The organism is Streptomyces buecherae, from assembly GCF_014295035.1.
Classification (GTDB): Bacteria; Actinomycetota; Actinomycetes; order Streptomycetales; family Streptomycetaceae; genus Streptomyces; species Streptomyces youssoufiensis.
On record NZ_CP060404.1, the window covers coordinates 5,439,699 to 5,456,921 of the forward strand.

General features: G+C 73.0%; 14 protein-coding genes. 11 read left to right on the plus strand and 3 right to left on the minus strand.

Annotated features, from left to right (window positions below; genetic code table 11):
* Positions 1-7: 7 nt before the first annotated feature.
* The 5 genes from H7H31_RS21465 (at position 8) to H7H31_RS21485 (ending at position 6,055) form a co-directional block, all read left to right on the plus strand.
* Complete coding sequence (locus H7H31_RS21465) at positions 8-163, plus strand: helix-turn-helix domain-containing protein (RefSeq protein ID WP_187118277.1); 156 nt, start codon at positions 8-10, stop codon at positions 161-163.
* Positions 164-788: 625 nt separating this feature from the next.
* Positions 789-2,069 carry a tyrosine-type recombinase/integrase gene (locus H7H31_RS21470; RefSeq protein WP_187118047.1) on the plus strand — a complete coding sequence of 427 codons (1,281 nt, stop codon included), beginning with the start codon at positions 789-791 and terminating at the stop codon, positions 2,067-2,069.
* Between the two features lie 469 nt (positions 2,070-2,538).
* The gene (locus H7H31_RS21475) at positions 2,539-3,450 is read left to right on the plus strand and encodes a DUF4328 domain-containing protein (protein ID WP_232110009.1); all 912 of its coding nucleotides are present in this window, start codon (positions 2,539-2,541) and stop codon (positions 3,448-3,450) included.
* A 77-nt stretch (positions 3,451-3,527) separates the two neighbouring features.
* Positions 3,528-4,409 (plus strand): RNA polymerase sigma factor, encoded by an 882-nt coding sequence (locus tag H7H31_RS21480; RefSeq protein WP_187118278.1) that lies wholly within the window; start codon positions 3,528-3,530, stop codon positions 4,407-4,409.
* Positions 4,409-6,055 (plus strand): hypothetical protein, encoded by a 1,647-nt coding sequence (locus H7H31_RS21485; RefSeq protein WP_187118049.1) that lies wholly within the window; start codon positions 4,409-4,411, stop codon positions 6,053-6,055. The genes H7H31_RS21480 and H7H31_RS21485 overlap by 1 nt, the downstream gene beginning before the upstream one ends.
* Before the next feature lie 605 nt (positions 6,056-6,660).
* On the opposite strand, the gene H7H31_RS21490 is transcribed toward H7H31_RS21485, so the two are convergent.
* A complete protein-coding gene (locus H7H31_RS21490) occupies positions 6,661-7,548 on the minus strand; it encodes a L,D-transpeptidase family protein (RefSeq protein ID WP_232110010.1) in 888 nt (295 codons plus the stop codon).
* A 289-nt stretch (positions 7,549-7,837) separates the two neighbouring features.
* Here H7H31_RS21490 and H7H31_RS21495 point away from each other — a divergent pair, with 289 nt between their 5' ends.
* Both H7H31_RS21495 and H7H31_RS21500 read left to right on the plus strand, forming a co-directional pair.
* Positions 7,838-8,575 carry a GNAT family N-acetyltransferase gene (locus tag H7H31_RS21495; RefSeq protein ID WP_187060538.1) on the plus strand — a complete coding sequence of 246 codons (738 nt, stop codon included), beginning with the start codon at positions 7,838-7,840 and terminating at the stop codon, positions 8,573-8,575.
* 121 nt (positions 8,576-8,696) lie between these two features.
* A complete protein-coding gene (locus tag H7H31_RS21500; RefSeq protein ID WP_187060539.1) occupies positions 8,697-10,052 on the plus strand; it encodes an erythromycin esterase family protein in 1,356 nt (451 codons plus the stop codon).
* Positions 10,053-10,096: 44 nt separating this feature from the next.
* Here the strand turns inward: H7H31_RS21500 and H7H31_RS21505 are convergent, their stop codons facing one another.
* Together H7H31_RS21505 and H7H31_RS21510 are read right to left on the minus strand one after the other, a co-directional pair.
* Positions 10,097-10,873 carry an SAM-dependent methyltransferase gene (locus H7H31_RS21505; protein ID WP_187060540.1) on the minus strand — a complete coding sequence of 259 codons (777 nt, stop codon included), beginning with the start codon at positions 10,871-10,873 and terminating at the stop codon, positions 10,097-10,099.
* Between the two features lie 167 nt (positions 10,874-11,040).
* Entirely contained in the window at positions 11,041-11,742 is a 702-nt protein-coding gene (locus H7H31_RS21510; protein ID WP_176162084.1) for a FadR/GntR family transcriptional regulator, read from the minus strand.
* Positions 11,743-11,873: 131 nt separating this feature from the next.
* Between H7H31_RS21510 and H7H31_RS21515 the strand changes: the two genes are divergently transcribed.
* The 4 genes from H7H31_RS21515 (at position 11,874) to H7H31_RS21530 (ending at position 17,193) form a co-directional block, all read left to right on the plus strand.
* The gene (locus tag H7H31_RS21515; protein ID WP_187086460.1) at positions 11,874-12,398 is read left to right on the plus strand and encodes a gluconokinase; all 525 of its coding nucleotides are present in this window, start codon (positions 11,874-11,876) and stop codon (positions 12,396-12,398) included.
* 222 nt (positions 12,399-12,620) lie between these two features.
* Positions 12,621-14,018, plus strand: coding sequence for a GntT/GntP/DsdX family permease (locus H7H31_RS21520; RefSeq protein WP_187060365.1), 1,398 nt, complete (start codon positions 12,621-12,623; stop codon positions 14,016-14,018).
* Between the two features lie 540 nt (positions 14,019-14,558).
* Positions 14,559-15,419 carry a GNAT family N-acetyltransferase gene (locus H7H31_RS21525; RefSeq protein ID WP_187060366.1) on the plus strand — a complete coding sequence of 287 codons (861 nt, stop codon included), beginning with the start codon at positions 14,559-14,561 and terminating at the stop codon, positions 15,417-15,419.
* 772 nt (positions 15,420-16,191) lie between these two features.
* The gene (locus H7H31_RS21530; RefSeq protein WP_187060367.1) at positions 16,192-17,193 is read left to right on the plus strand and encodes a hypothetical protein; all 1,002 of its coding nucleotides are present in this window, start codon (positions 16,192-16,194) and stop codon (positions 17,191-17,193) included.
* Positions 17,194-17,223: the final 30 nt, after the last annotated feature.

The window sequence follows — 17,223 nt, forward strand, 5'->3', positions numbered from 1 at the left end:
GGTCCTCATGTCCGTGGTTGATGTGGCTGAGTACCTGGGCAAGCCCGTGTCCTGGGTGTACGCGAATTGGCGGACTGAAAAGATCCCGTTCAAGAAGGTGGGGCAAGCCCTACGGTGTCGCCCCGCTGACTTGGAAACGTGGCTAGATCGGGAAAGCGCGTAGCGAGGAGGCGAGTGCTACCCCCGGTCGTGGCTCGAAGGGCCGTTCAAGTACCCCGCTTTGCGCGCTCTGCTGAGGTGTACGCGAGTGTTGGCAGTGTTGCGGTTGATTGCCTTCGCTAGCCATTGAGTCGGACCTGACACGCCGTTGGCTGCCGCGTATGCGTACGCGGCAGCCAGGGCAGCCAGGTAGGCCCTGGAAATACCCTCGCGGTCGAGCAGCGCACGCGCCGTACTCCCTAGCTCCTGCATTTTCGCCCCAACTTCGTGTGCGGCGTCCTGCCCCGGAGACTCCTCCTCTGCCAGCGCCACAGCGCCAGGCAGGTCTACGCGGCGTAGCACCGTCGTGGTGATGCCGCGTGCTACCTCCGGGGCCGGTGCGTCCGCCGCCGCCTCGATGGCGATGCGCTGCGGGCCGCCGCTCACTGGGCCGTGAGGCCACCACATGCGGACGACCCAAGCACCTTGCCGCTGGGTGACCTCGTAGCCGCTCGTCTCCGTCATGACGCCAGCCTACCTACGCCCACTATCGAGCGGCGTAGGTCAAGCGCCGATTGACAAGAGCCGCTTGTTCGTGGAAGCTCGATCGCAGTCGGGGGCGTGCCCCGACAGGAGAGGAGTTGCGGCCAATGGTGGCCAAGAAGGGCAACGGGAACGGGGGGACCCCCGTCAAGGTCAAGAGAGTTGGGCGCCCGGATACTTGGGGCGTTAGAACCCCCCTGCACGTGAATGCTGCAACGGGGGAGCCGGATCGCTACTGGATCGGTCGGGAGTATCCGACCAAGACGGCTGCGGAAAGGGCGCTCCGAGAGTGGATCGCTGATTACGAGGCCGGCAAGGTTGTAGCTCGTTCAGACGTGACGTTGGGTGAGTGGCTGGACGCATGGTTGGCGCACCACCGAGGCGAAGAAACGACACTCGCAGGGTATGAGCCGAAGATTCGACTTCACATCAAGCCCTACATTGGGAAGCTAAGGCTATCCGAGGTCACTGACGAGTCCCTTAATGGTCTGTATAAAACGCTTGAGACCAAGCCGTGTCCCACAAACAAGGGGAAGCCTCTGGGGGCTAAGTCCGTGCGCCACGTTCACACCATCCTATCTGGCGCCCTCGGCGCGGCCGTCCCGAAGTTCATTCCCGTGAACCCAGCGGCAACGGCCAAGCCGCCTACCGGGCGACAGATACGGGCTCAGCGGCCCCGCTACGAGACCTTGAATGATGCCGAGACCCGTGCGTTTCTCAAGGACATTTGGTCGCCGTGTAAGCGGCGGGGCTGTGGACTGCTGCACTTCTGCACTCGTGACGCACCGCTGTGGACGGTGTACACGGCCACGGGCGTTCGCCGTAGCGAGGCGCTAGGGATGATGTGGCATCTAATCGATTGGGAAGAGTGCTCAATCCAACTTGAGTGGGTGGTGGTGGAGGTCAAGGGTAAGACCGTATTGCGGCGGCTTACCAAGGATGGGGATGACAATGCCCGCATTTATGTAGATCAGTCGTTGATGAAGGTCCTTCGGTTGCAATGGGAACGTCAGCAGGCGTGGAAGGAGAGGGTAGGGGATCTATGGGACGAAAACGATCTGGTGTTCGCCCGTGACGGGTACATGCTCAAGAAGGGGGGAGGGGGGATCTCGCCCGGCGGCCCGCAGGACCCGGGACAGGTTAGCGATCGGTGGCGGACAGCCAGGGAAAGGCTTCATCTCCCTGAGCGCTTCCGGCTGCACGACTGGCGACACAGCAAGATCACTAATGACCTGGACGCGGGTGAGAACCCGGTTGAGGTCAGCGCCAATGCCCGACACCACTCGCCGGGCTACACCATGGGGCAGTACGGGCATCGCCGCGCCACCGGGGCCCGCAGGCTGGCTGCTGGCTCAGCGCGGCGCATCGGCCTGGGTGAGTCTGAGTGACTTGGCAAACGCGTTGGTCACGCGTTGGTCATGTGGGGGGTCTGACGGTTGCATAACCGCAGGTCAGAGGCCCAGAAAAGCTCAAGACGGTCGGGGCCGCCACCCCCCACAGGAGAGGCCCCGACCGCCGTTCGAGACGGACCCGCGTACGAGCCCGTACCACCTACAGCGCCACGCGCCTCGAATGCGTCACACCGGCCCCGCGGACCGGTCTGGACGCGCCCTAGCGGATGCCCGTAACGTGCAGGTCCGCGCCGTCGGGCGCGCCGTTTGCATATCTCATCGCGGCCCGGATCACCGGCCGCGTTCCAGGGGGCCTGAAATGTTTCCGTGCGGGAATTGCCGCGCTACCGCCGTCGGCGCCGATGGGCGCTGCACCGCGTGCGGCTCCTACCAGCAGCAACAGCAGCAGCCGCTGCCCAGTGCGCCCCCGATCGGATACCCCGCTCCCGGTCCACAGGGGATAGGCATGCCGGCGCCCGTGGACCTGCGGCGCGGCCTGTCGACCGCGCTCACGGTGCTTTTCGGGGTGCTGATCGCCTCGGAGATCGCGGTCCTGGTGGCCGTCTCCGACCAGTGGAGCATCCTCGGGGACTTCCAGGACGGGAAGTTCATCTCCTACAAGAAGGCCGATGACGCCGACGACTTCGCCATGGGCATGTCGGTCATCAACTTCTTCGTGGTCGTCGCGGTCGCCATCGTGTGGGCCGTCTGGTTCCGCCGGCTGCGGCTGAACGCCGAGGTCTTCGCGCCGGGGCAGCACCGGTTCACGCCCGGCTGGGCCGCGGGCGCCTGGTTCACGCCGGTGGTCAACCTCTGGTTCCCCAAGCAGATCGCCAACGACATCTGGCGCGCCAGCTCCCCGCAGGGCCCGCAGGCCGCCAAGCGCGGTCTGCTGAACGGCTGGTGGGTGACGCTCATCGTCGGTCAGGTCATCGGCATGGTGGCCAGCGTTCGGTACGAGGTGGCCAACACCAAGATGGAGGACGGCGACATCAACAGCGAGAAGGAGGCGATGGACACCATCGACTCCATGCACTCGGCGCTCGGCGCCAGCATGTTCTCCTCCCTCGTGCTGATCGCCGCCGCGATCCTCGGCCTCCTCCTCGTCCGCCAGATCACCACCATGCAGGCCGAGCGCGCCACGCTCCCGCCGCAGTCCGGCCCCGCGCCGTACGGCCCCTCCGGCGGCCTGCCGTACGGGGCCCCCGCGGGTCAGCCCTACCCGAACCAGCCCTACGGAGGCGCCGCGCCCTACGGCGGCCAGCAGTACGGTGGACAGCAGTACGGCGGCGGCCCCGGCACGCCGCCGCCCGCCCCGGGGCAACAGGCGCCGGGCCAGCAGCAGCACCCGTACGGCTCCGGTCCCGCCGGGTACTGAGACCGGAGGCGGCCCGGACGACGACCACGTACGGCGCCGCTCAGCAGCGGATTCTCCAAGTGGAGCAGGATGAGGGCGTGCAGGGGGACGACGGGGAGTTGACCGCCGCGGTGCGCGCGGCGCAGGACGGAGACGAGGCCGCCTTCCGAACCGTCTACCGATCCGTGCACCCGAGGTTGCTCGGATACGTACGGACGCTGGTCGGCGAGTCGGACGCGGAGGACGTCACGTCGGAGTCCTGGCTACAGATCGCGCGCGACCTCGGCAGGTTCAGCGGGGACGCGGACCGGTTCCGGGGCTGGGCGGCGCGCATCGCGCGCAACCGGGCGCTCGACCACATCAGAATGCGCGGGCGCCGCCCGGCGATCGGCGGGGACGAGACCGAACTCGCCGAGCGGCCGGCCGACGCGGACACCGCGCGCGAGGCCCTGGAGTCGCTGGGCACCGGGCACACGCTCGCGCTCATCGCCCAGTTGCCCCGCGATCAGGCCGAGGCCGTGGTGTTGCGGGTGGTCGTCGGCCTGGACGCCAAGAGCGCGGCCGGCGTGCTCGGCAAGCGCCCCGGCGCGGTGCGCACCTCGGCCCACCGCGGACTGCGGCGCCTGGCCGACCTCATCGAAGGCCCACCGGGCGAGCCCGTCGACCAGGGCGGCGCGGGGCCCCTCGGCCCGGCGGGGCCGGGGAGCCCAGGCAGCGCCGGCGGCGGCGCGGGCCCGCCCCCGGGGTCGGGGCGGATGGAGAGCATGGCGGCGCGGGAACCGGCCCCGCTGCCACGGAGGGGGGCGGCTTCCGCCGTACGGCCGGGGGCCTCGGCGCTCACCGGCAGGGAGAGCACACCGGCCGAAGTGGGAGCGGACGCGACGGGAGAGCCGATCCCGTCGCAGCGCCTGGAACGCAGCGGCGCGACGACGTCCGCGAGTGTGACGGATTCGTGCGCGCGGACGCAGAGGGACATGTGATGGCCGACAAGCACCAGTACGGCTGGCTGGATGATGATGCCGCTGAGCGTTTGCTGAGCGGCGTCCCGGTGCCTGGTCAGAGCGGGTTCGGCGGAGCGCGAAGAGAGCGGAACGGGGCTGGTCCCACCCTCGCTGACCAGGGGCGGAGCGAGGCGGAACGAATCGCCACGGCGGGCCTCGGCGGCCCCGGCGCGGGTTCGGCCCACGCCGGGGACGACCCCGCCGACACCGACGGCCCGGGCGCCGCAGCGGCGTGGCCGACCGCCGCCGGTAGCCCGACGGGCGGCGATCCGGCCAACTCCGGTCGTGGCGCCCCCATGACGCACGACCACCTCGACCGGGCCGACCGGGCCGAGGCCCCGCGCGGAGCGGAGGAGCGGCTGGCCGCCGTGCTCGCGGCCGTGGCCGAGGACGCGATGGGGCCGCTGGGCCGCCTGGGGTGCCAGGAGGGGCCGCTGCCCGGTGAGGAGGCGGCGGTCGCGGCCTTCCGCGCCGCGCGCGCCGCCCCCGCGGCGTCCGCCGACGGGCCGCGCGTCGAGCCCGGCACGCCCGCGCTCGGCGACGTCCACGGGACCACCGCGAGGCTGTCCGAGGGGCCGATAGCCGGCGACGACGACGCTTCGCTGGCCGCGGCGCGCGGCGAACGGGGCGCCGCCGGCGCGCCCGCCCGCGCGCCCGGGGTCGCCGAGTCGGCCTCCGACGCGCGGGGCGCGTCCGCCAAGAGCCGCGGCGCGCTGGCCACGGCGCGCGGCCGGCGCACCACGGGCCCGTCGGCGATCACCGTGGTGGGCCGGGCGGACACCGGACCAGGCCGCAAGGGCAGGCCGGGCCGGGGAAGACCGGTGCCGGTGCGTGGCCCGCTGCGTGCCGGCCTCGCCGCGGCGCTGGTGGGCTGCGCGCTCGGCAGCGTCGCGGTCGCCGCCGGCACCGGCGTGCTGCCGACGCCCTTTCGGAACGACGTGCAGCCGGCCCCGGCCGCGAGCGTGACCGCCGCCGGGACCTCCGACGGCTCGGTGCCCCAACCGAAGATCAGCGGCGCGACGGGCACGCCGTCCGCCGACCCGAGCCACTCGCGGCCACCCGGCGACGGCACGCGGCCCACCGAGTCCGCCTCCGGGCGCCCCGAAGGCCCGGGCCCGGGTGGCGACGCGAGCCCGAGCGGCAGCGCGACCGAGGGCACGGGCGACGCGTACGACCCCGGCGACGGCCCCGACGCCACCGCGCCCGGCAACCGCCCGGGCAGCCAGCCACCGCGCTGGACGCCCGACCCGAACCGCAAGCGCTGGGTCCTCGCCATGTGCCGGGACTACGTCGCGCACAAGAACGGCAAGGACGTGGGCCTGGACTCGCAGACGCTGCTGAAGCTGGAGCGCGCGGCGGGTGGGGCGAGCGCGGTGCGGAAGTTCTGTGCCGGCCTGCTCAACGAGGACGGCGCCCCGCGCCCCGGCGGCGGGGGAGGCGGCGGCGGTGGTGGCGGCCAGAGCGGGGAGCCCGGCGAGGAGCCGGACGAGGGCGGCCAGGGCGGCGGTGACGGCGACGACGCCGGCCGGCCTCCCGGGCAGGGCCGCCCCTCGCCCACGCCGACCGCCACCGCGACCCCCAGCCACACCGCGAGCGCGACGCCGAGTCCCGCCACGCGTCACTGAATGTTCCCGGCCGTTCGCACGGGCGAGCGGAAGGTGTGCGGGCGACTTCCGCCCGGCATACCGCTGGTTAACGGACGAAGTGCCCGCTGTGGAGCACCGTGTACCGGCTAGAACCGATGAGGTGTGACGTTTTCTCGCGTCACGGCGCTGAATGGAGCGGGCCGACTGGTCATCGGCCGCGCGCAAGCCGGGGTTCCCCCCGTACCTGCGGCTACGCGCAACTGGCGCGGGTGGGGCACGTTCCCCCGGCCCTGCCCGCGCCCCCTCCTGCCCGCGCACCCGCCGCCGCCCGGCCGCCTGCCCCGGCCACGCACGCCCGCTGGGCCACTGCCCCGCCGCGGGCCACCCCTTCCGACGCCTTGCGATGCCGCCGCGCCCACGGCATGGCCGGATGGGCTCGGTGCGCTGGGTTCGTCCGAACGACGCGCGCGGGGTTGTCCGATCGGGCCGCGCGGAACCACCCCGAAGACGGGCATGGACGCGCGGCGGCTGGCCGTGCGCCGCCCGTACGGCCTGATGCCGGCACGCGTGCGGAAGCGTGGCGACGGCGTGGCCCCGCCCGGGGAAGCAGCGCGCGTCCGCTCACACGGTTCGGGAAGGCCCGCCTAGCGGTAGACGACCACCTTGTCGCCGGCCTTCACCTGGGCGAAGACCGAGGCGATCTTCTTCTTGTCGCGCACGTTCACGCAGCCGTGCGAGGCGCCGCTGTAGCCGCGGGCGGCAAAGTCCGACGAGTAGTGCACCGCCTGGCCGCCGCTGAAGAACATCGCGTACGGCATCGGGGTGTCGTAGATCGTCGAGACGTGGTCGCGGCTCTTGAAGTCCACCTTGAACGTGCCCTCGCGGGTCGGCGTGTACTGCGAGCCAAACCGGACGTCCATCGCCGCGAGCACCTTGCCGTCGACCATCCACGACAGCGTCCGGCTGGCCTTGCTGATGCACAGCGTCCGCCCGGTCATGCACCGCGGGTCGGGCTTGGCTATCGGGCGGCTCGTCGGCGGGTACATCGCGGTCCGGCTCGGCCGGTCCGTCAGATCGCGCAGCTTGGCCCACGTCTTGGCGTCCAGGGTGCCGGAGGCCGGGCGGTTGTGGCCGCGCTGGAAGGCGGAGACGGCCGTGCCGGTGACCGAGCCGTAGTACCCCGTGGGCTGACGGTCGAACAGGCCGAGTTGGCGCAGCCGGGCCTGGAGTTCGCGCACCTTCTCACCGCTGGTCCCGAGCGCGAGCACCGGGCGCGGCAGTGGCTTGGCGGGGCGCGTCGGCCAGGTGCGCTTGGCCGGCGTCCGGGTCAGGACCGGGGCCGGGCGGTGGGTGCGCGGCGGCGCGGGGCGCTGGGTGCGGGGCTTGGTCCGGGTGGGCTCCGGCGCCTTGTGCGTACGCTGCGGGGTGCTGCGCTCGGGCTCCGCCGTGGCGCTCGGCCCCCGGGACGCCCCGGACTGCACGGACGCGGGCTCGCACCCCGTGGCGACCGTCGTCACGGCTGCCGCCGTCACCACGGCAAGCGTGGTCCGTAAGACGGAAACGGGCATCCGGCGCATCTGTCGCCCCCCTCATCACGGCAATTTTTTTCCCTCCCACTTATGCCCGGGACCGCCGGGTGTCGAACCTCGCGCCGAGCGGCGAGCGGAGCCGGGGGCGCGCGCCCGCGCGCTCAACCGGCGGGCGAGAGCCGCGCGATCAGCGGCCCGGGAGCGCCGCGCGCTCGGCCGGCGCGGGCGCAACGCGGCCGGCGCGGGCAGAAAACCGTGTGCTCACCCCGGCGCGCGCCGCCGACAATGGGTCATGCTGATCGACCACTGGCCGCTGGCCGGGTTGCGCGTGACCACGCCGCGCCTGGAACTGCGGCTGCCCGACGACGAAGAACTGGCCGCGCTGGCCGACCTCGCCGCCGAGGGCGTGCACGCGCCCGACCGGATGCCGTTCACCGTCCCGTGGTCGGACGCGCCCGGGCCGCGGCGGGCGCGCTCGGTGGTCCAGTACCACTGGCTGCGCCGCGGCGACTGGACGCCGGACCACTGGTCGCTGAACCTGGCCGTCTTCCGGGACGGCCGGCCCGTGGGCACGCAGGAGTTGTCGGCCGACGACTTCGGCGTGCTGGGGGTGGTCGGCTCCGGCTCCTGGCTCGGCCTGCGTCACCAGGGCCAGGGCGTGGGCACCGAGATGCGGGCCGCGATCCTGCACCTGGCCTTCGCCGGGCTCGGCGCCCGGGAGGCGGTGACGGCCGCGTTCGAGGACAACGCGCGCTCGCGCGCCGTCTCGCGCAAGCTCGGCTACGCGCCCGACGGCGTGCGCCGCGTGGTCTCCCGTGGCCGGCCGGCGACGCTGCACCGACTGCGGCTGGCCCGCGCCGACTGGCGGCCGGACCCCGACCTGCCGGTGACCCTGACCGGCCTCGACCCGTGCCTGCCGCTGTTCGGAGTGGCCTCGCGAGCCGACGCGGCGGGCGAGGCGCCGGCCCACGGCGCGGGGCCGGCGGTCTCGCCGGGCGTGCCGGGGCGTGGCGGGGCGTGGCGCCCTTGACCTGAACCGAGGTCGAGGCCGCAGGCTGGGGGCGACCGTACGCTGTCTCACCGCACGTCCAGCCGTGACGCGTCCTCCGCGCCGGCCGGGACGGCCCGACGTCGCGACCGAGGAGCATGCCATGCCCGCGCCCGCCGATCCCTCCGAGCCGCTTCCCGTACCCGACGGCGGGGCGGGCGCCACGGCCGTCCGGCACTGGATAGCGGGGCACGCGCACCCGCTCCCCGACGTGAGCGCCCGCGCGCCGCTCGACCACCTCGCGCCGCTGCGCGCCATGGTCGGCGACGCCCGCGTGGTCGGCCTCGGCGCGGCCACCCGGGGCGCGGCCGAACTCACCACGCTGGCCCACCAACTGATCCGCTACCTCGTCGAGGAGTTGGGCTTCCGCTCGCTGGCCCTGGACGAGGACTGGTCGAAGGGGCTGCAGTACGACGCGTACGCGGCCGGCACCACCGTGCCCGGCTACGGCGGCGACGGACCGGTGAGCCCGCGCGAACTGCTCGCCGACGCCGGACAGCCGTACCGCTGCGCCGAGTTCCTGGCCGTGCTGCACTGGATACGCGCCTTCAACCAGCGCCACCCGGACGACCGGGTGCGCGTCGTCGGCCTCGACCGGAGCGCCGTGGGGGCGCACGTCTACGACGCGGTGACCGACCACGTCCGCGCCACGGCCCCGGACCAACTGCCGCGACTCCTCGACCTGTACGCCGCGCTGCGCCCCTCGCGCCCGGTCGCCGAGCACGTCCGCTGGTACGCCGCGCTGCCCGACCAGGCCCCCCTGCGCGCGGCGGCGCGGCGGGCCCGCGAGGTGGTGGCCGGCCTGCCGCCAGGCCCAGGGCGGGCGCTCGCGTTGCGGCACGCGCGGGTGATCGAGGGCTTCTACGCGTACCACGGGCGCGACCAGGACCCCGAGCCCGGCGGCGCGGACGCCGTCGGGGAAGCGGACGGTTCGCCGCCGTTCATGGCCGAGAACGCGATCTGGTGGCACGAACACACCGGCCACCGGCTGATCCTGTGGAGCGGCCTGGCCCACACCGCGGACGGCGCCCCGCTCACCGCGTCCCACCCGCCCGCGGTGGCGCGCTCGGCCACAGCGGGGCCCCCGCCAGCGGCGGCTCCGGCCCCGCTGTGGACCGAGGGCGGGGCGCTGCGGCGGCACTTCGGAACCGGTTACGCGTCGGTGGCCCTGATGTTCGGCGAGGGCGAGGCGCCGCACACCATCGCGCCTCCGTCCCCCGGCCTCGCCGACGCCGTGCTGAGCACCGCCCGCCCCGACGCGTATTTCCTCGACCTGCGCGCGCCGCAGCCCGTCGCGGCGCACACCTGGTTCGACGCGCCGGCCACGGTGCGGGTCGTCGGACCCGGCCACGAGGCGGAGCGGGACGCCGACCTCCACCTCGCCGGCGGGCGGCTCGCGAGCTGGTTCGACGTGGTGGCCTGGGTGCCCCGGGTGACCCCGCTCGACCGGCTGCCGTGAGCCGGTCCGGCCGGACCTGGCCGGTGGCCGTGGCCGTGGCCGGGTCAGGCCGTGGGCGGCTTCTTGCGCGCGTTCAGTAGCGCGAAGCCGAGGTGCGTGCCCTGGTCCGTGGTGAGCATGTCGATGACCCGCTGGTGCGCCGCGCGCTGCGCCGGGTGCGCCTGCGCGCAGGCGCGCGCCCACAGCAGCCAGTCCCGCCAGCCGTCCTCCTGGAGCCGAGCGGAGGTGACCTCGACGAGTTCGGTGATCTCCCACTGGAACCGCCACCACGCGGGCGTGTGCCAGGCGATGGCCTCCCAGCCGACGACGGCCTTGACGTGTGGCGGGATCGCGCCCATCTCGCGCACCTCGCGGGTCATGGCGGGCGTCGCCACCGCGAGTTGGCCGCCGGGGCGCAGGAAGCGCAGCAGATACGGCAGGTAACCGTCGGCGGTGCCGAAGTACTCGAACGCGTCGACGCTCACGATGGCGTCGAAGCTCTCGTCCGCGAAGGGCAGCGCGTGCGCCTCCGCGTGCACGGCCTCCACCCTGTCCCCGACCCCGGCCGCCGCGAAGACGGCCGCCGCCCGCTCCGCGCCGACCCACCAGTCGGCCGCGACCACCCGCACCCCGTACTCCCGGGTCAGGAACACCGACGTCGCCCCCATGCCGGACCCCAGGTCGAGCACCCGCGCCCCCGGCCGCAGGTCGAGGTCCCGAGCCAGGTCCTCCAGCAGCCACAGCGGGTTCGGCCCCATGTCGAGATCGAGCAGCCACGCGGGGTCGTACGCGGCCGAGCGGGGGTAGCGGTCGGGGCGTACGAGATCGTTCACGGCGGTCATGGGCACCGACTGAACCGGCGGCGCGCGGCGTGCGCAACGGGATTTCGACGTGGCGACGGAATCTCATAGGGGTTCTCGGACGGATCTCAGGCGGGATCCCAGGCGGGGGGACTCGGACGGGGTCCCAACGGAGCCCGGCCGAGGCGGGTCGGGCCCGGGGGCGGCGGCTACGGGGCCAGCACGTCCAGCTCCGCCATCGCGCCGGTGGCGATCTCGCGGGTCAGCGACTCGGCGCGGGCCGCGTCGCGTTCGCGTATCGCCTCGGCGACGCGCACGTGCAGGGAGACCGCCGCGGGGTCCGGGTCGGGGAACATGACATGGTGTTCGGTCCGCCCGGCCAGCACCTCGGCCACCACGTCGCCGAGGCGCGCGAACATCTCATTGCCCGACGCGTTCAGCACCGTTCGGTGAAAGGCCACGTCATGCACCAGATACGCATCGAGCTGCTGTCCGCGTGAGGTGGCCACCATGCCCAGGGCGTGCTCGGTGAGCCGCGCGCACTGCTCGGGTGTGGCGAGGGTGGCGGCGAGGCCGGCGGCGACCGGTTCGACCGCCGAGCGCAGCACCGTGAGGGAGCGGAGCTGACGCGGCCGGTCGGCCCCCGCCAGTCGCCAGCGGATCACCTGCGGGTCGAAGACGTTCCACTCCTCGGTGGGGCGGACCGTGACGCCGACCCGGCGCCGGGACGCCACCAGGTACATGGACTCCAGCACCCGCACGGCCTCACGGATCACGGTGCGCGACACGTCGAAGCGCCGTTCCAGCTCGTCCGTGCGCAACACCGTGCCCGGCGGGTACTCGCCCGCGGTGATCGCCGGACCGAGCGATGCCAGGACGCGGGCGTGGAGCCCCTGCCCGTGCTTTTCCATGGCGGTCAGCCTACGGCGTGGGGCTCACACCAAATAAGTATGACTTTTAAGTCACATCCTCTTGAATACGTCGTACCTATACGTGAAGGTGTGGGGCGTCGTCGAGGTCGATGAAGACAGCGAGGTTGTTCATGCATGCCGCCCACGTCGTGGTCGTCATGGGCGTGTCCGGTACGGGCAAGTCCACGATCGGTCGCTCACTCGCCGCGCTCCTCGGCGTCCCGTACGCCGAGGCCGACGACTTCCATCCGCCGCGGAACATCGCCAAGATGTCCGCCGGCACCCCGCTCGACGACGCGGACCGGGCCCCCTGGCTCGACGCGATCGGCGCCTGGGCCCAGGGCCGGGCGGGCCGGGGCGGCGTCGTGAGTTGCTCCGCGCTCAAGCGCGCCTACCGGGACCGACTGCGGGCCGCCGCCCCCGGCATCGTCTTCCTCCACCTCACCGGCGACCGCGCCCTCATCGCCGAGCGGCTCAGCTCCCGCAAGGGGCACTTCATGCCCGGCGCGCTGCTCGACTCCCAGTTCGCCGACCTCGAACCCCTCCAGGACGACGAACGGGGAGTGGCGGTGGACGTCACCCCGCAACCCGCCGTCATCACCCAGCGCGCCATCGAGGAAATCGCCCGGCTCGACGGGGTCCCCCCGACCACCTGACCGGCCCCGCCCCGCCCGCACCCCCGCCGAGGCCGCCTCCCGCCCCCGTCGGTACGAGCCCGTACCCGCCTCCCCGCCCCCGCCTCCGGGTCGCGCCACGCGCCCCCGTACGCGCCACGCCCTCTGCCCCCCTGCCCCCGCCCTCTGTCCTCGTACGCACCACACGCCCCTCGTGTCCCCGTACGTGCCCCCGCGCCCCCGTCCACGTAAAGGAACCGTTCCGTGAGCACTCTCAGCGTCGAGATGCTGGCAGCGGATGCCGCCGAACCCATCACCTCGGCCGGCCACGCCCAACTGGGCATCGCCGTCCTCGTCGGCATCGCCGCCATCGTCCTGCTCATCACCAAGTTCAAGCTGCACGCGTTCCTGTCGCTGACCATCGGGTCGCTGGTGCTGGGCGCGGTCGCGGCGGCGCCGCTCGACAAGGCCATCGCGAGCTTCACGGCGGGGCTGGGCTCCACGGTCGGCGGCGTGGGCGTCCTCATCGCGCTCGGCGCGATCCTCGGCAAACTCCTGGCCGACTCGGGCGGCGCGGACCAGATCGTGGACACCATCCTGGCCCGCGCCAACCAGCGCACCATGCCCTGGGCCATGGCCCTGATCGCGGGCATCATCGGGCTGCCGCTCTTCTTCGAGGTCGGCATCGTGTTGCTGATCCCGGTCGTCCTGCTGGTCGCCAAGCGCGGCAACTACTCCCTCATGCGCATCGGCATCCCGGCCCTGGCCGGCCTGTCCGTGATGCACGGCCTGGTGCCGCCCCACCCCGGCCCGCTCGCCGCCATCGACGCGATCGACGCCAACCTCGGCGTCACCCTCGCCCTCGGCGTCCTCGTCGGCATCCCCACCGTCGTGATCGCGGGACCCGTCTTCGCCCGGTACGCGGCGCGCTGGGTGGACATCGAGCCGCCCGAGGGGCTCGTTCCGCAGCGGCCGTCCGAGACGCTGGAGCGCCGCCCCAGCTTCGCCGCCACCGTCTGCACGGTGCTGCTGCCCGTCGTGCTCATGCTGGGCAAGGCGCTGGTGGAGATCGTGGTGGACGACCCGGAGAACCACCTCCAGCGGGTCACCGACGTCGTCGGCTCCCCGCTGATCGCGCTGCTCGCCGCCGTCCTGGTGGCCATGTTCACGCTCGGCCGGGCGGCGGGCTTCGCCAAGGAGCGGCTGTCGGGCATCGTGGACACCTCGCTGGTCCCCATCGCGGGCATCCTGCTCATCGTCGGCGCCGGCGGCGGGTTCAAGCAGACCCTGATCGACATCGGCGTCGGCCAGATGATCCTGGACTTCTCCAACGACTGGGACGTCTCGCCGCTGCTGCTCGCCTGGCTCATCGCGGTCGGCATCCGGCTCGCCACGGGCTCGGCCACGGTCGCCACCATCTCGGCCGCCGGCCTCGTCGCGCCGCTGGCCACCGACATGTCCACCACCCACCAGGCCCTGCTCGTCCTCGCCGTGGGCGCCGGCTCGCTCTTCTTCAGCCACGTCAACGACGCCGGGTTCTGGATGGTCAAGGAGTACTTCGGGATGAACGTCGGCCAGACGATCAAGACCTGGTCGCTGATGGAGACGATCATCTCGGTCGTGGCGGGCGGCCTGATCCTCCTCCTGTCCTTGATCATCTAGCCCCGCTCGCCGCTCGCTGCTTCCCGCCTCCGCTCCGCGCCGTCTCATCCCGCGCCCGTCGGTCCCCGGCCGCCGTTCTCCGGCTGTCGGCTCGGCGGGTGCTGGCTGCCTCGCCCCGGCTGTCGGTCCGGCGGGCGCCCGGTCCCGCGTACGCCGGCGGCTCCGGGGCGCGGCGGGTGCGGCGGGCGCGGTCAACCCGCGCCCTCGGCGCGGCGCCGACCCTCAGTCGGACGGGTGGGGTTCGCGCGCGGTGGAGTGACGTTTCTTGGTGTGCCCGCCACCGCTGCGCCACGCTCACCGCATGGAGGTACACGAGCGGGACGTACGGGGGCGCATGCCCGTACTCCCGGACACGCCAGGGGTGTTGGCCTTCCCTGTGGCCCCGTACGACACGGTCCGCGGCGGCCCTCGCCACCCGGCCGGACACCGCGGTCGCGGCCCGTGCCACCCGGCCACGCGCCGCGTTCGGGGCGCGCGCCGGGGGAGCTACGGGCCGTCGGGCCAGCGCGCGGGGGGCGACCGATGAACGGGCGTGGCGACATGTCACAGCGCGCCGCATGGGACCGGGAGCGGGGCCACGAGCGGGCGGACGAACGGACCCGGCCACGGGCCCACGGCACCCGGGAGACCGACCCGACCGGCGCTGACCACCGGGCCGTGGCCCCCGCGCGCGACGGCGTCCCCGGCGCGGCCCCGCCGGCACGGGCCGCCGATCCGCACCACGAGGCCGTCCCCGACGTGACCTGGGCGCTGCCAACGCCCGAGCGGCCGGCGGCGCACCGGGGCGCGCGGGGGCCGGGCGAGCCGGCGCCGCCCGGTGAGCGCGCCGTCGTGGTGGAGAGCGGTAGGTTCCGGCTGCGCGAACTCGCGCCCACGGACGTGGACGCCGTACTGGCCGTCTTCGACGACCCCGGCGCCCCGCGCGCGTTCGGGGCGCACTCCTTCCGCCGTCGCGACGCGGTCGCGCTGGTCGAAGAAGCCCTGGCCAGCGCGCGGCAGCGGCCTCGCACGCACTACCGCCTCGCCGTCAGCCGAGCGCACTCGGGCGAACTGATCGGCACGGCCAAGCTCGTCCTCGACCGGCCCGAGCGGGACGCCCTCGTACGCACCGGCCACCGCGGCGCCGAGGTCGGCATGGCCCTGCGCGCCGACCAGGCCAGCGTCGGCCACAGCATGGAAGTCGGCTACCTCCTCGGCGTGCTGGGCTTCGACCGGCTCGGCCTGCACCGCCTCTGGGCGGGCGTCCTCCCCTCCAACGCCGCCGCCCGACGCGCCGCGGAGCGGGCGGGCATGACCCGCGAGGGCGTGTTGCGGCACTACGCCTACGCGAACGGCGACTGGTACGACCTTGTCCGGTACGCCATCCTCGAACACGACTGGCACGCCCGCCTGCGACGTTGACCCCACCCCGCAACGGCCCACCGCCGCCCGGTGTTTGCCCTCCCGCTCCGGCTCGCCTCTCACCCCTCACCCCTCACCCCTCGCCTCTCTCGCCTCGCCGCCGCCCGCGTCCGCGCCCCGGCTGCCCCGCGCGTGGCTGCTGAGCCCTCGCGGCGTACCCCCTCCGCGCCGTACACACCGCCCGTGGCGCGCAGCTACCCCCGTACGTGCGGCCCGAGTTGGGCCGGGCCACCGCAGGCCCCGGGTACGACAGGACCGCCGCCCGGCCAAACGGGCGGGGACTCCACGTACGGCCGGAAATAGCCGGTGATAGGGAGAGATGAGGCGGGAAACGTGGGTGTATCTCACCTTGCCGCACACTGGAAGGGAAACGTGGGTGTGGAGCGAAACGGGAGCCGTCAGCGGGAGTTTAAAGCGGGCGTGCGGACGAAAAGAATGAGGGGTGCACCAGCCGAAAGGATTCGTCAACGGGCTTGACCCGGCGTGCCCTTCGCCGCCCTGGTTCACCGCCCCACGGGCGGATACAGTGACGCTCGCTCTCTCGCCTTGCCACCGCAGCGTGTCGAAGCCCGACCGGTGACTCTAGGAGAACCACATGGGGCGCATTCTCCGTCGACGGACTCCCCGCCTGTTGACCGCTTTGTTCGCCTTCTCCGTCATCTCCCTCCAGGCAGGCTGCGACAGCTCATCCGATTCCGCACCGTCGCCCACCGCTGTAAAGGGAGGCGTCGAAAGCCGGGTAAGGGGCACCGAATTCAGAATCCCGGAGACCGTGTTGCTGCTCAACTGCTCTCCGGCCAGGGAAGTCGCCCTCACCGCGCTCTCCGTGCGCGACGGCAGCGTCGTGTCCACGGCGTCGGGCGACCTGCCGGCCGACCAGAACCCCAGCGGCTCCTACGCCTGCCACGACGGCATCGGCGGATATCCCGCCTCCTCGGCGCTGCGGCAGATGTTCAACGAGGACTACACCCTGATGGCCGGGCGCATCGCCGGGCCCGGCGGGTTGGGCGAACGGGCGGTGGCCTTCGAGGTGCGCACCGGGCTGCCGGCGGGGCCGGAGCCGGAATCGGGAAGCCCCGCCGACGCTCCACGGGACAGTTATCCGGTCTTCCACGAGGGCGACCTCTGGTACATCGACCGCGCGGGCCGGCTGCGTAGTCGGCTGCCCGAGAACCCACCGGAGAGCGCCCGGGACCGTGGCCCGGCCGTCGACGCCGACGGCGAGCCGCTCAGCGAGGTCTCCTTCGGCGGCGGCGTGGCCTGGCGCGCGAAGGACTCCGACCTGAACGAGTCCGCCATTCACCCCACCGGCGGCTACATCGCCGAACACAACACCGTCTGGAACCAACTCCAACTCCGTAAGCGCGGTGCCGACCGCGACGCCGGAACCCCGTTGAGCAAAAGCGTGGACTACGGCGGCAACGGACCACGAATTCCCCGTGGCAGCACCGAGGTCCCCGATTGCTCGCCCGAATTCTGGCTGGACTCCCGCGAGCTGATCTGCTCCCACGCGGGAAAGTCGGACGCCCAGATCCTCCGGGTGCGATTCACGGCAGACCTCCAGATCGTGCGGGACGTCGAACCACTCCTCCCCGAGACCGATCTCCCCTCCTACGGTGCTGTGCCATCGCCGGACAAGAAACAGATCGCCTTTCTCGCGGAACGCGGCGACAAGGTCGAGGTGTACCGCCAGTCGCTGCGCGCGGGTTCGCAACCCGTCAAAATCGCCGAGGCGCCGGATTCCGGAGTCACCTACCTCCTGGGGTGGAATTGACGCCCCGAGTGCTTTGCTGCCGAGCTCTGC